We start from the raw sequence: 13940 nt of genomic DNA, 5'->3' as shown, positions 1-13940 counted from the left end.
GCTGATCGAGCAATGCCGTACCTCCACACCGCGCCTGCACATAGTGCACCTGGGCGTAAAGGTCGTCATGACCTCATCCACCTAGTGGTGGTGGCCGGCCCCGATCCAGTGCAGGAGTTGATGAACGGTCTCGTCCTCGAGTCGGTAGCTGACCGAGCGGCCCTGGCGGGTGGAGGTGACCCATCCCTGATGTCGCAGCACGCGCAGGGCCTGCGAGACCGCGGTCTCGGTTCGCCCAACCTCGGTGGCGAGGTCGCCGACGATGATGCCCGGCGTCCGGTGCAGTACCAGCAGGATCTCGAGGCGGTGGGGATCGGACAACAGGTCGAAGCGACTCGCCCACGCGGCGATGTCGACCTCGCCGGTCGGGTGGGCGCTCATCCCCGGACCCGCTCGATGCCGCCACCGAGCCGGGTGAGGTTCTCCTCGAAGTTCGGGTAGCCGCGGTCGATGTGCTCGATGTCGTGCACCTCGGTGACCCCGTCGGCGACGAGGCCGGCCAGGACCAACCCGGCGCCCGCACGGATGTCCGAACACCACACCGGGGCACTCGAGAGTCGCTCGATACCGCGGACGACGGCGTGATGGCCGTCGGTGCGGGCGTCGGCTCCCAGACGCACCATCTCCTCGACGAAGCGGAAGCGCGCCTCGAACACGTTCTCGGTGATCACCGACATGCCGTCGGCGACCGCCGCGAGTCCGATCGCCATCGGCTGCAGGTCCGTCGGGAACCCGGGAAACGGCAGGGTCGACACGTTGACCGCGGTGGGCCTGCCGTCGTGGCGTACCCGGAAACCGTCGGGCAGGGTATCCACCCGGGCGCCGGTGTCGACCAGTTTGTTGAGGACGAGCTGCAGGTGCGCGGGCGCGACGCCGCGCACCGTCACGTCGCCACGGGTCATCGCCGCGGCGATCCCCCAGGTGGCACCGACGATCCGGTCGCCGATCACCCGATGCTCGGTGGGATGGAGTCGATCGACACCGGTCACCGTCAGCGTCGAGGTGCCGGCACCGTCGATCCGTGCACCCATCTGCGAGAGCATCACGCACAGGTCGACGATCTCCGGCTCGCGGGCGGCGTTGTCGATCGTGGTCTGCCCGTCCGCGAGCACCGCGGCCATCAGGATGTTCTCGGTCGCGCCGACCGACGGGAATTCCAGCGCGACCGGTGCACCGACCAGGGCGTCCGCCTCGGCGACCACACAGCCGTGCTCGATCGCGCTGTGCGCACCGAGCGCGCGCAGACCGGCCTGATGCATGTCGAGCGGCCGGGACCCGATCGCGTCCCCACCGGGGAGTGCGACGACCGCCCGGCGGCAGCGAGCCATCAACGGCCCCAGCACACACACCGACGCGCGGAACTGTTTCACCGCGTCGAAGTCGGCGTGGTACTTCGGCTCGGCGGGCGCATCGATCACGACGGTGTCGCCGTCGATGGAGACCGTCGCACCCAACCCCCGCAGCACGTCGGCCATCAGCGGTACGTCGGCGATCTCCGGCGAATTGGTCAATGTGGTCGTGCCCTCGGCGAGCAATGCGGCGGCCATCAACTTCAGGACGCTGTTCTTGGCGCCGCCCACCGAGACCTCACCCTGCAGACGGGCTCCCCCGGTCACCAGATAGCGATCAGTCACGCCAGACAGCTTATCCGCCCGCCACCGCCACCCTGGCGAGGCGCTAGATTCGGGACCTATGGCCGTACATCTCACCCGCATCTACACGCGCACCGGCGACGACGGGAGCACCGGGCTCAGTGACTTCTCGCGCGTATCCAAGACCGATCCGCGAGTGGTCGCCTACGCCGACTGCGATGAGGCCAATGCGGCGATCGGGGCGGCGCTATCGCTCGGCGGACCGGTTCCCGACGACATCGCGGCGGTATTGCGGACGGTCCAGAACGACCTGTTCGATGCCGGCGCCGACCTGTCCACACCGGTGGTCGAGGACCCGAAGTACCCGCCGCTGCGCATCGAGCAGGACTACATCGATGCACTCGAACACTGGTGTGATGCGTTCGGCGAGCCCCTGCCGTCACTCGATTCCTTCATCCTGCCCGGCGGCAGTCCCCTCTCGGCTCTGCTCCACCAGGCCAGAACCGTCACCCGGCGCGCCGAGCGATCGGCGTGGGCGGCCGTCGACGCCGACCCCGACGCCACCTCGGTGCTCCCGGCGCGCTACCTGAATCGGCTCTCGGATCTGCTGTTCATCCTCTCGCGCGTGGCCAACCGACCACCCCACGGCGACGGCGACATCACCTGGGTACCGGGCGGTCAACGTCACCGGCCGGATAAGACGGCGTCCGAGTGATCACCGCGTGATCTGATTCTCGAACGCTCAGGCGCTGCGGCGTTCGGCGCGAGCCGACCGCCGGGACTCCAACCAGGACTGGAATGCGGTGACCCCACCGGCGTCGAAGGCGATCTCGTAGTCCTTGCCGGCACCCGAGCCGACGGACTGGTGCACGTGCAGGATGATCAAGCCCTCGAGGATGTCGCGTTCGCTGCCGACGGCGCGTCGGCGTCCGGAGATCTCGATCGAACGCCGGGGCAGGGTGTGTGACGGACCCGCGCGCAGAGAACTCAGCCGGAAATATCGCAGTGCTTCGTCACTGTAGTGGACAGTCCCGTGCCGCCAGCCCTCGTCGACATCGGCCGGCAGGGTCCGCAGCAGCACCGGTGTACCACCGCGCCGCAGCTGGCCCACCCGGTAGGCGAGCAGACCGCACACGCACAGGGCGATGAGGAGCAGGACGCTCAGCGTGATCACGAGTTCGGACACCCTGGTGCACCTCCTCGTTGCCGCCCGGAGCGCATCGATGCCGTCCGGTCATGACGTGGCCGTGGTCGTGCGTGGGTCTCCTCCAGGATGCCACCCCGGAACAGCACACGACCGGCCACCCGCACTGGGGTGGCCGGTCGTGTCATCACTGTTGACGTGTTCGGCGGTCTACGAGGCCAGTTGCTCGGCCGCGGACAGACGAGCCTGCGCGTGGTTGTACTCGTCGGAACCGGGCTCGGCCGACTCGAGAGCCGAGCGTTCGGCGGCGACGTCGACGTCGTCGGCCCACTCGGCCGACTCGGCGAGGATCGTCACCGACTGCCCGGTGATCGACAGGAATCCGCCCTCGATCGCGGCCGCCTTTCGCTCACCGCTCTCCTCGACGATCACCACGTATCCGCCGGGCACCAGCTGGCCCAGCAGTGGCTCGTGGTTGGCCATCACACCGAGTTCACCCACGGTGGTGCGGGCGATCACGAAGGTCGCCTCACCGGAGTAGAGTTCGGCGTCGGCCGAGACGACCTCGACGTGGAACGCTTTGTCTGCCATGTCGACCCGCTACTTTCCGGCGATCTTCTCGGCAGCAGCCTCCACGTCGTCGAGTCCACCGCAGCTGTTGAACGCCTGCTCGGGGTAATGATCGAACTCGCCCTTGCAGACCCGGTCGAAGGCCTCGATGGTGTCGGCGAGCGGGACGACCGAACCCTTCTGTCCGGTGAACTTCTCGGCGACCAGGAAGTTCTGGCCGAGGAACTTCTGGATGCGACGCGCGCGCTGCACGGTCACCTTGTCCTCTTCGGAGAGCTCGTCCATACCGAGGATGGCGATGATGTCCTGCAGTTCCTTGTACTTCTGCAGGATGCGCTTGACCTCGTTGGCGACGCGGAAGTGCTCGTCGCCGACGATCGAGGCCTCCAGGATGCGCGAGGTCGAGGTCAGCGGGTCCACGGCCGGGTAGATACCCAGCTGCGAGATCGGACGTGAGAGCTCGGTGGTCGCATCGAGGTGCGCGAAGGTGGTGGCCGGCGCCGGGTCGGTGTAGTCGTCGGCGGGCACGTAGATCGCCTGCAGCGAGGTGATCGAGCGACCCTTCGTCGAGGTGATTCGCTCCTGCAGCTCACCCATCTCGTCGGCCAGCGTGGGCTGGTAACCCACCGCGGACGGCATACGGCCGAGCAGCGTGGACACCTCGGAACCGGCCTGGGTGAACCGGAAGATGTTGTCGATGAACAGCAGCACGTCCTGGTGCTTGACGTCGCGGAAGTACTCCGCCATCGTCAGCGCCGACAGTGCCACGCGCATACGCGTGCCCGGCGGCTCGTCCATCTGACCGAACACCAACGCGGTGTCCTGCAGGACGCCCATCTCCTCCATCTCGAGGTGGAGGTCGGTGCCCTCACGGGTGCGCTCGCCGACGCCGGCGAACACCGAGGTACCGGAGAACTCACGGGCGATACGGGTGATCATCTCCTGGATGAGGACGGTCTTGCCCACGCCGGCGCCGCCGAACAGGCCGATCTTGCCGCCCTTGACGTACGGGGTCAGCAGGTCGATGACCTTGATACCGGTCTCGAGGATCTCGGTCTTGCCCTCGAGCTCGTCGAAGGCCGGCGGCTTGCGGTGGATGCTCCACTGCTCGCCGTCGCGGCCGAGGCCCGGGCTGTCGAGGCAGTCACCGAGGGCGTTGAACACGTGACCCTTGACCACGTCGCCGACGGGCACCTGGATCGAGTGGCCGGTGTCGGTGACCTGGGCACCGCGGATCAACCCGTCGGTCGGCTGCATCGAGATGGTGCGAACGAGGTTGTCGCCGAGGTGCTGCGCGACCTCGAGGGTCAGCGTCTTGGCGACCGACTCGAGCTTGATCTCGGCGTGCAGGGCGTTGAACAGATCTGGGATCGATCCCCGCGGGAATTCGACGTCGACCACGGGGCCGATGATGCGGACGATCCGGCCGTCGGCCGACCCCGACGACTGCGAGGCTGGGGTTTCTACTGCTGCGGTCATGGTGGTTGGATACTTCCTCTTGTCGAAAGATTGTGTCCGGCGGGGTTCGGGCTAGTTCGCCAGGGCGCTCGAGCCGCCGACGATCTCGCTGATCTCCTGGGTGATCTGGGCCTGGCGGAGCTGGTTGGCCTCGCGTGACAGCGAGGTCGACAGTTCCTCGGCGTTGTCGGTGGCCGCCTTCATCGCGGTCCGCCGGGCTGCCGACTCCGACGCCGACGAGTCCAGCAGCGCCGCGTAGACGCGGGTGGCCACGTAACGCGGGAGGAGCGCCTCGAGCAAGGACTCCGCGCTCGGCTCGAAGGTGTAGTTGCGCGATTCGGTGTCGGCCTTGTCGACCTCTCCGTCGCTCTGGTCTGCCTCGTCCTCCTCGGTGACGACCAGCGGTGCCATCCGTCGAACCTCGGGGACCTGCGTCAGCATCGAGACGAACCGGGTGTAGACCAGGTGCAGTTCGTCGACACCCTCCAGAGTGCCCTCACCGTCGGGATTCTCGACCTCCACACCGCTACCGGCGACGAACAGATCCACCAGGAACTTGCTGGCAGCCGAGGCATCGGAGTACTCCGGTGCCTGCGAGAAACCGGTCCACGACTGGGCGTAATCGGCACCGCGGAACGTGAAGTACCCGACGCCCTTCTGCCCCATCACGAAGATGACCGGCTCCTTGCCCTCCTCACGCAGCAACGCGAGGAGTTCCCGGGTGGCCCGCAGGACGTTGGCGTTGTAGCCACCGCACATGCCGCGGTCACTGGTGATCACCAGCACGCCCGCCCGCTTGGGATTCTCCCGCTCCTGGAGCAATGGGTGATCCAACGTCCCGGCGCTGCTCGCGAGTTCGGAGAGCACCTTGGTCATCTCCGTCGCGTAGGGCTTGGCAGCCGCCACGCGCGCCTGCGCCTTGGTGATGCGCGAGGTCGCGATCAGTTCCTGGGCCTTGGTGATCTTCTTGGTCGACTGAACCGACCGGATGCGTGAGCGCAGCTCACGGATGCTTGCCACGAGCCCTCACCCCTTCCTTGCCATCAGTGTGCCTCGCCGGGCCATCAGTGTGCCTCGCAGGCTCCGGCGGCCATCAATGCGACGAAGGCCACGGCGGTGCTGCCCCGAGTCGATCACTTGCGGATCTTGATCTCTTCTTGAGCGACATCCTCGGAGTCCATCGGGGTCGCCTCGGCCTCGTTGACCACGCGCTTGCCGTCGTGGGTGAGGTAGCTGTTCTTGAACTTGTTGGTCTCGGCGACCAACGCCTCGGCCTCGTCGTCGGAGAGCACCTTGCCACCGGCGATCGAGTCGTAGACACCCTTGGCATTGTGATGCAGGTGCGAGAGCAACTGAGTCTCGAAGTTGCGCACGTCGTCGACGGGCACCGAGTCGTAATGTCCCTCGCCGCACAGGTAGATCGAGACGATCTCGTCCTCGACCGAGTACGGGCTGTACTGATCCTGCTTGAGCATCTCGACCCAGCGGGCACCACGCTCGAGCTGCGCCTTCGACGCGTCGTCGAGGTCGGAGGCGAACGCCGAGAAGGCCTCGAGCTCACGGAACTGGGCGAGCTCCAGACGCAGCGACCCCGACACCTTCTTCAGACCCTTGGTCTGGGCGGCACCACCGACACGCGACACCGAGGTACCGACGTTGATGGCCGGGCGGACGCCCTTGTTGAACAGGTCGGATTCGAGGAAGACCTGGCCGTCGGTGATCGAGATGACGTTGGTCGGGATGAACGCCGACACGTCGTTGGCCTTGGTCTCGATGATCGGCAGACCGGTCATCGAGCCCCCGCCGAGCTCGTCGGAGAGCTTCGCGCAACGCTCCAGCAGACGCGAGTGCAGGTAGAAGACGTCGCCCGGGTAGGCCTCGCGGCCCGGCGGACGGCGCAGCAACAGCGAGATCGCACGGTAGGCCTCGGCCTGCTTGGTCAGGTCGTCGAACACGATCAGAACGTGCTTGCCCTGGTACATCCAGTGCTGACCGATGGCCGAACCGGTGTAGGGGGCCAGCCACTTGAAGCCCGCCGAATCCGAGGCGGGGGCGGCGACGATGGTGGTGTACTCCATCGCGCCAGCCTCTTCGAGAGCCGTCTTGACGCCGGCGATGGTCGAGCCCTTCTGGCCGATCGCGACGTAGATGCAGCGAACCTGCTTGTTCTCGTCGCCCGACTCCCAGTTGGCCTTCTGGTTCAGGATGGCGTCGACGCAGACGGCGGTTTTGCCGGTCTTGCGGTCACCGATGATGAGCTGACGCTGTCCGCGGCCGATGGCGGTCATCGCGTCGATGGCCTTGATGCCGGTGGCCAGCGACTCCTCGACCGGCTGACGCTCGAGCACCGAGGCAGCCTGCAGCTCGAGCACGCGCTGCTCTTCGGCCTCGATGTCGCCGAGTCCGTCGATCGGCGCGCCGAGCGGGTCGACGACACGACCGAGGAACTTGTCGCCGACGGGAACCGAGAGCACCTCGCCGGTCCGGCTGACCTGTGCGCCCTCTTCCAGGGTCTCGTAGTCACCGAGGATGACCGCACCGATCTCGTCCTCGTCGAGGTTCAGGGCCACGCCGAGCACGCCGCCGGGGAACTGCAGCAGCTCGTTGGCCATTGCGCTCGGCAGGCCGCTGACGTGGGCGATGCCGTCCGCGGTATCGGTGATGATGCCGACCTCGTCGCGCGAGGCTTCGGCGTCGAACGACGAGACGTACTGCTCGATCGCTCCCTTAATCTCGTCTGCTGAGATCGTCAACTCCGCCATGGGTTCTCGTCTTCCTTGCTCAGTCCGTGCAGTGGTTCGTGGTGGGTGGTGCGTCGGCGCCGGTCGGCCGGGGTGGTTCCCACCGACCGGCTCGCGATCAACGCGGCAGCGTCTCGGTCGCCTTCGCCAGTCTGGTGGCGATGTCGGCCTCGATCACCTCGTCGCCGACGCCGATGCGTAGGCCGCCGATGATCGACTCGTCGACCTCGGTCTGGACCGAGATCGTGCGGTGGTAGATGTTGCCCAGCACCTGTGCCAGGCGGGTGCGCTGCTCGTCGGTCAACTCGACCGCGGACACCACGTGCGCGACGATCTCCCCGCGACGGGCGGCGGCCAGCTCGGCCAGATGCGCCACTGCGGTCTCGGACGGCTGTCCGTGCAACAGCGCAACGGTGTGCGAGAGCAGATACCAGGTGTGCGGACCGACCTGATCGCCGATGAGTGAACGCAGCAACTCCACGCGACCGTCCGCCGGACGCTGGAAATCGGCCAGCAGCGAAGCGAATTCGGGGTTGGCGTCGAGTAACCGGCCGACGCGGAACAGCTCATCCTCGGTCTGCTCGATGGTCCCGTCGCGTTCGGCGGCGGTCAGCACGATCAGCGCGTTCTGGCGACGCAGCGCGGTCACGAAGTCGAGGCTCTGCGACCACCGCTGGGCGGCGGCCGAGGCCACCGTGTCCACGACGATCGGTGCGACCTTGCCGTCGAGCAGGGTGTGCACCATCTGCTTCTTGCCCGCGTCGTTGTCCTCGTCCTCGGTCAGCTTTTTGCGCAGGACCGGGTTGTCGAGCAGGAACTTGATGACCGAGGCCATCTCCTCGGACGCCGAGGTCAGTGCCTGCGCGTCGAGATCCTTGGCCGCCGACTCGAATTCGGCGCCAACCGCACGCGCCGCATCCCGGCTGGTGGCGTGCAGCGAGTGCAGGCCGATCAGTTCCGAGCTGGCCGGGACCGACGAATCGGCCTGCCCGGCGGCCATGCCGTCGAGTTCGTTGATCGCCCGATCGATGGCCGCCGACTGGTTGTCGGCCGACGAGAGATGTCGTCGGACGATCTCGCCCGCGCCGTCGACGGCGTTGAGTCCGAGCTCGAGCCGCAGTTGGCGGACAAGGCTCGTACGGGCCAGTTCGGCCTGCGACTTGCCGTGCTCGCTGATGCGCCGGACCTCCGCGTCGGCGAGTGCCTTGAGGTCCTCTTCGATCGACTTCGCATCCTCGAGTGCACCCGCGTGGAGCTCTTTGGCCTCCGCCTCGGCCTTCTCGACCGCGCGGTCGTGGGCGACCCGCGCGTCCTCGGCGCGGCTCTTGGCCTCTTCGCTCTCGACGATCTGCTGACTGATCGCGTCCTTCTGGGCGAGCACTGCCTTGCGCAGCGGCGGCAACACCCACTTGACGAAGATCGCCACGATCACGAGGAAGCCGACGAGCTGCCCGATGAAAATGTCCACGGGTTACTTCACCGTCCCACTCTGCTGGGCCCCGGCACCGGCCGAGGCGACGTCGGTTCCCAGAACGCGGCCGGCCAGTGCCTCCGACAGCCGGCTCACGTCCTGCTTGGCGGTGGTGACCGCCTTGTCCGCCTCGACCTTCAGATCCGCGGAGATCTTGGCGAGTGCGGCATCGGCCTCCTCGGTGGCCTTGTGCTTGGCCGCCGACACATGCTCGTTACCACGGGCGCGGGCCTCGTCACGGATGCCGGTGGCGTCGCCACGAGCTTCCTTCAGACGTGCCGCGTACTCCCGGTCGGCGTCCGCATAGCTCGCCGCCGCAGCCTTGTTGTCCTCGACCGTCTTGGCCACCCGTGCGTCACGTTCGTCGAGCACCTCGAGGATCGGAGGGACGACGAAGGTACGGATGACGACCAGGACGACAATGAAGATCAGCAGGCACGCGATCAGAGTGGCGTTCGGGATGAGGAAGTTGGACGTCTTCTCCCCGGCTTCTTCTGCGGCGAGACTCATCATGTTGGATGTCCCCTATCGGGATTGCGAACTACGAGCAGCTGAACGGACGGCGCTTCGACTCAGGATGCGCCGTAGGTCTGAGCCGGGTTGGCGAACACGAACAGGGCCATGAACGCCAGGTTGATGAAGTAGGCCGCCTCGACCAGACCCACGGTGATGAAGAACGGGGTGAACAGGCGTCCCTGGGCCTCCGGCTGCCGGGCGATACCGGCGATGAGCTGCGAACCGGCGATACCGTCGCCGATGCCCGCACCGATCGCGCCGCCGCCCATGATGAGGCCGCCGCCGATCAACGCGCCCATGCTAACCAGATTCGGATCCATTGAGATCTTTCCTTTCGGGTGGAACTGGCACTCTTGGTTGCCAGGTCTGTGGGTCCGGTCGGCCGGGCCGACCTTTTCTATTGGGGTGTGGTTCGTACGGTTGTCCTGCAGCGTCCGACGCTCACCGTCGGTGGGCGTCGGACGGTGGTTCTAGTGGTGCTCGTCTTCCATCGCCTGGCTGAAGTAGAGGATCGTCAACAGGGCGAAGATGAAGGCCTGGATGAGGCCGATGAACATGTCGAAGGCTTTCCAGATCGCGTTCGGTGCCCACAGGATGTACGCGGGGAACAGTGCGATCAGGGCGACCATGACGCCACCGGCGAAGAGGTTGCCGAAAAGTCGGAGAGACAGCGAGAGCGGCTTGGCGATCTCTTCGATGATGTTGATCGGTGCCAGGCCCGCCGCGTGTCCCTTGACCAGCTTGCCCAGGTGGCGCAGCGGACCGCGCCGACGCATGCCGGCGGCGTGATACCAGACGAAGACGAAGATCGCGAGCGCGTAGGTGAAGTTGGCGTCACCCGAGGCCGGTTTGATGAGCTCATGGGTTGCGCCGCTGTCGACGCCGTACTGCACCGGCAGTACCGAGAACCAGTTGACGATCAGGATGTAGGTGAACAAGGTGACCGCGAGCGGCAGCACGAACGGGGCGATCTTCATACCGATCGCACTCTCGATCTGACTGCGCATCTGCACGGTGATGACCTCGAAATACAGCTGCACGGTGTTCGGCCGGCGCGAGGTCATCTTGGCCTTGACGAAGAACGCGAGCGCGATCACGATCAGCGCGGCAATGGCCGCGGCGATGATCGTGTCGAGATTCCAGGTCATGCCCAGCCATTCCACCTCTTGGTGGTGGCCGACCTCGATCTTGGCCTCAGCCAGGTACAGCGCGTCAGACGGTGCGGTCATAGCTGCTTACGAAGTCCTTTCATCACCGGAATCACCGTGTTGAGGACCAGGACAACCTGGCCAAGGGCGAGTCCGAACATCACGCCCAGCCCCTCGGGCCGGACCAGAATGGCTGCGGCCAATGCCAGCACGGTGATCACACCGAGCCGCAGCGCGGAATTGACGGCCAACAGTTTCTTACGGGGGTCGGCTTCGGCAGCCACACGCGAGACGGCCATCGTCACCATCTTCGCGTTGACCAGAACCGCCACCACACCCACCGCGAAGAAGATCGCAAACAGGAAGTGCCCCACATAGATCGATACGCCCGCCACGATCAGCGTGAACGCGCCGGCGATGATCCCCGGTCGCACCAGGCCGGTGGGAGCGGCCGGGTAATACACGGGAGCGGAGTCAGGGGCAGATGTCGTCATCGCCTCTCCTCACCTCTCGTCGGAACCCTCCGTGCGGTAAACACAGGACGGCACACGGGATCGGGCGTACTCACTGGCAGCCGAGAGCCACCGAGCGTACGCTCCGCATTGCTGAGACCCTACCAAGCGCCGTGACCGCCACCACCAGGGGGTGCGGGACCGCGGAGCAGGTAGGTGAACCGGCGTCGAACAGCCGATCCGTTGCCGACGGCACCGTGCCCACCGCCGAACTACTACGGCTCATAGTACATGGTCTTTACCATCGGGTTACCTGGCCCCATGGACAGGTGCGTCTCAGCGGCCGCCGCGACCGCCGACCATCGGTCCCGCGTGCGCGGTGCGCATCTGCGCGATCCGACGGGACAGGCGCGGGGCCATGGTCACCAACATCGCCAGCACCAGACCACCGGCGAAGGCGGGCGCGACCACCGCCATCGGGAACAGGGTGCTCGCCGCCGCCGAGAACGCCAGGATCGCGACCCACAGATAGATGATCACCGCGACCCGTCGCTGTGAATGCCCGAGTTCGAGCAACCGGTGATGCAGGTGCATCTTGTCCGGCGTATAGAACCCGACTCCGGCGCGGGTGCGGCGAACGATCGCCATCAGCATGTCGAGCATCGGGACGAACACGATCGCAGCGACCAGGATCAGCGGCAACAGCAGCGTGAACACGTCCGCCGGCCCGTAGGCATAGACCGCGATACGACCGGAGGCGCTGGTCGACGCGGCCGCGAGCATCAGCCCGATCAGCATGGCCCCGGAGTCGCCCATGAAGATACGCGCGGGCGAGAAGTTGTGCGGCAGGAAGCCCAGGCACGCACCGGCCAGAACCACCGAGATCAGCGCGGGCGGGTAGTAGCTGACGTCGCCGCCCTGGTCACGCAGCAGTCCCAACGAGAACAGGCAGATCGCCGACGCCGCGATGAACCCCAGACCTGCGGCGAGACCGTCGAGCCCGTCGACGAAGTTGACCGCATTGATGGTGGCGACGGTGATCACGACGGTCAGCAACCCGGACTGGAACGGGTCGAGGACCACCGTGCCGATATCGCCGAAGGGCACCGGGAACTGGATCCAGCTGACCCCCATCACCACCATCACACCGGCGGCGGTGAGCTGACCGACGAACTTGGTCAGCGCGTCCAGACCCCATCGGTCGTCGATCGCACCGACGATGACGATCACCGCGCCCGCCGAGATCACCGCCCCGATGTCATTGGTGTAGGCGAAACCCCGGTTCAGCGCGGGCAGATTCGCGGCCAGGGCGACCGCCGCGACCATCCCGGCGAACATCCCGAGGCCACCGAGACGTGGGGTCGGGATGACGTGCACGTCACGTGCCCGTGGCACGGCCACCGCCCCGATCTTGATCGCGAGGACCCGTACCGCAGAGGTGAGCAGGTAGGTGACCGCGGCCGCACTCAATCCGACGAGCAGCAGCTCGCGGAACGGCACACCGAGCCCCTCACCCACCCCGGGCGCGGCCAGTGCCGCGACTGTGTGCGCCACGCCGGGCTCGACCACGCTCATCGAGGACCTCGCTCGGTGGCGCGCAAGGTCGAGAGGGGTTCCGGCACGCGAACAGGCTACCCGCCGAGCAACTCGGCAACCGAGCCGCGGATTCGTGCGTGTTGGGACGGATCGGACAATGCGGCGACCATCCAGTCGGCGATCTGCGTCATCGCGGCGGCGTCCGCGCCGGCGAGGGTCGCGATCGGGGTGCCGATGCGAATGGCCGACCCCTCGGCGACCGGCCGGTGCTCGAACGGAAGCACCGCCTTGTCGACGACGATCCCGGCATCGTGGAGGCGCTGCTGCGCCTGGACTCCGCTGAGCCCGGTCGCCGAGACGTCAACGACCGCGAGATGGGTGTCGGTGCCACCGCTGACGATGCGTAGCCCGCGCTCGGTCAGCGCAGCGGCGAGGGCCCTCGCGTTCTCGACGGTCCTCGAGACGTAATGCGCGTGGGTAGCCGTCGCCGCCTCGGCGAACGTTGCGGCCTTGGCCGCGATCACATGCATCGACGGAGCGCCCTGGGTGAACGGGAACACCGCTTTCTGCAGCGCTGCACGATGACGGTCGGCGCCCAGCAGCAGCCCACCGCGTGGACCACGCAGCACCTTGTGCGTGACCATCGTCACGACGTCGGCATGGGGCACCGGACTCGGCGCCACCCCACCGGCGACCAACCCGCCCAGGTGTGCGGCGTCGACCCACAGGATGCATTCGGCCTCATCGGCGATCTGGCGAAGAGTCGGAAAATGGAACAGCCGTGAATAGGTTGCCGACCCGGCGACCAGCAACCGCGGACGGTGCAGCAGCGCGAGATCACGAATCTGGTCGTAGTCGACGAGTTCGTCGACCTCACCGACGGCGTACCGGATGGTGGTGAACCAGCGACCGGAGAAATTCGCGCGCGAACCGTGCGTCTGATGGCCCCCGTGATCGAGTCGCAGCGACAACACCGGGTCGCCCGGCTGGGCGAATGCCGCATAGACCGCCGACGCCGCCGCCGTTCCCGACACCGGCTGCACGTTGACATACTCGGCGCCGAACAACGAGGCGGCACGGGCGATCGCCAGCTCCTCGATCTCGTCGACAACCTCGCACCCGCCGTGGTAGCGCGCGCCCGGATATCCCTCGGCATAGGTGTCGGCCAGCGGTGTCGCGAGAATGCGCCGAACCGCCGGGCTCGCGACCGTCTCCCCCGCGACCAACTGCAATGTCTGCGCGCGACGCCGGGTTTCGCGGTCGATCAGCGTGGCGAGCTCGGCGTCGATCGCATCGTCGCCGGCACCCATCA

The 13940-nt window shown here is 66.8% G+C and carries 15 protein-coding genes; 1 reads left to right on the top strand and 14 read right to left on the bottom strand.

The genetic code is table 11. The features are described 5' to 3' along the window. Positions 1-81: 81 nt before the first annotated feature. Entirely contained in the window at positions 82-381 is a 300-nt protein-coding gene (locus tag AC5ZH6_RS09715; protein ID WP_006368515.1) for an ArsR/SmtB family transcription factor, read from the bottom strand. Continuing rightward, the gene (murA, locus tag AC5ZH6_RS09710) at positions 378-1634 is read right to left on the bottom strand and encodes a UDP-N-acetylglucosamine 1-carboxyvinyltransferase (RefSeq protein WP_006368516.1); all 1257 of its coding nucleotides are present in this window, start codon (positions 1632-1634) and stop codon (positions 378-380) included. Before murA ends, AC5ZH6_RS09715 begins: the two co-directional genes overlap by 4 nt. A gap of 58 nt (positions 1635-1692) precedes the next feature. Here murA and AC5ZH6_RS09705 point away from each other — a divergent pair, with 58 nt between their 5' ends. After that, a complete protein-coding gene (locus tag AC5ZH6_RS09705) occupies positions 1693-2307 on the top strand; it encodes a cob(I)yrinic acid a,c-diamide adenosyltransferase (RefSeq protein ID WP_006368517.1) in 615 nt (204 codons plus the stop codon). A gap of 27 nt (positions 2308-2334) precedes the next feature. Here AC5ZH6_RS09705 and AC5ZH6_RS09700 read toward each other — a convergent pair whose 3' ends face one another. The 12 genes from AC5ZH6_RS09700 to glyA form a co-directional block, all read right to left on the bottom strand. Continuing rightward, entirely contained in the window at positions 2335-2778 is a 444-nt protein-coding gene (locus AC5ZH6_RS09700) for a DUF2550 domain-containing protein (RefSeq protein ID WP_006368518.1), read from the bottom strand. Positions 2779-2946: 168 nt separating this feature from the next. Further along, complete coding sequence (locus AC5ZH6_RS09695) at positions 2947-3327, bottom strand: F0F1 ATP synthase subunit epsilon (RefSeq protein ID WP_006368519.1); 381 nt, start codon at positions 3325-3327, stop codon at positions 2947-2949. Positions 3328-3336: 9 nt separating this feature from the next. Further along, entirely contained in the window at positions 3337-4785 is a 1449-nt protein-coding gene (atpD, locus tag AC5ZH6_RS09690) for a F0F1 ATP synthase subunit beta (protein ID WP_006368520.1), read from the bottom strand. Positions 4786-4836: 51 nt separating this feature from the next. Next, the gene (locus AC5ZH6_RS09685; protein WP_006368521.1) at positions 4837-5784 is read right to left on the bottom strand and encodes a F0F1 ATP synthase subunit gamma; all 948 of its coding nucleotides are present in this window, start codon (positions 5782-5784) and stop codon (positions 4837-4839) included. Positions 5785-5897: 113 nt separating this feature from the next. Beyond that, complete coding sequence (gene atpA, locus AC5ZH6_RS09680; RefSeq protein ID WP_006368522.1) at positions 5898-7526, bottom strand: F0F1 ATP synthase subunit alpha; 1629 nt, start codon at positions 7524-7526, stop codon at positions 5898-5900. Positions 7527-7623: 97 nt separating this feature from the next. After that, complete coding sequence (locus AC5ZH6_RS09675; protein ID WP_006368523.1) at positions 7624-8973, bottom strand: F0F1 ATP synthase subunit B/delta; 1350 nt, start codon at positions 8971-8973, stop codon at positions 7624-7626. 3 nt (positions 8974-8976) lie between these two features. Continuing rightward, positions 8977-9489, bottom strand: coding sequence for a F0F1 ATP synthase subunit B (locus tag AC5ZH6_RS09670; RefSeq protein ID WP_006368524.1), 513 nt, complete (start codon positions 9487-9489; stop codon positions 8977-8979). A 59-nt stretch (positions 9490-9548) separates the two neighbouring features. Then, positions 9549-9812: a F0F1 ATP synthase subunit C gene (locus AC5ZH6_RS09665; RefSeq protein ID WP_006368525.1), complete on the bottom strand. Its 264-nt coding sequence runs from the start codon at positions 9810-9812 to the stop codon at positions 9549-9551. Positions 9813-9962: 150 nt separating this feature from the next. Next, complete coding sequence (atpB, locus tag AC5ZH6_RS09660; RefSeq protein ID WP_006368526.1) at positions 9963-10721, bottom strand: F0F1 ATP synthase subunit A; 759 nt, start codon at positions 10719-10721, stop codon at positions 9963-9965. Continuing rightward, positions 10718-11134 (bottom strand): hypothetical protein, encoded by a 417-nt coding sequence (locus tag AC5ZH6_RS09655; RefSeq protein WP_006368527.1) that lies wholly within the window; start codon positions 11132-11134, stop codon positions 10718-10720. The genes atpB and AC5ZH6_RS09655 overlap by 4 nt, the downstream gene beginning before the upstream one ends. A gap of 294 nt (positions 11135-11428) precedes the next feature. Beyond that, on the bottom strand, positions 11429-12667 hold the full coding sequence (locus AC5ZH6_RS09650; protein WP_006368528.1) for an MraY family glycosyltransferase: 1239 nt from the start codon (positions 12665-12667) through the stop codon (positions 11429-11431). A 56-nt stretch (positions 12668-12723) separates the two neighbouring features. Next, complete coding sequence (gene glyA, locus AC5ZH6_RS09645) at positions 12724-13938, bottom strand: serine hydroxymethyltransferase (RefSeq protein WP_035727231.1); 1215 nt, start codon at positions 13936-13938, stop codon at positions 12724-12726. Positions 13939-13940 lie beyond the last annotated feature (2 nt).

This window comes from Gordonia sp. YC-XJ4 (assembly GCF_059511865.1).
Note: the sequence above shows the minus strand (reverse complement) of the source record. Positions and strands in the feature narration are given on the sequence as shown.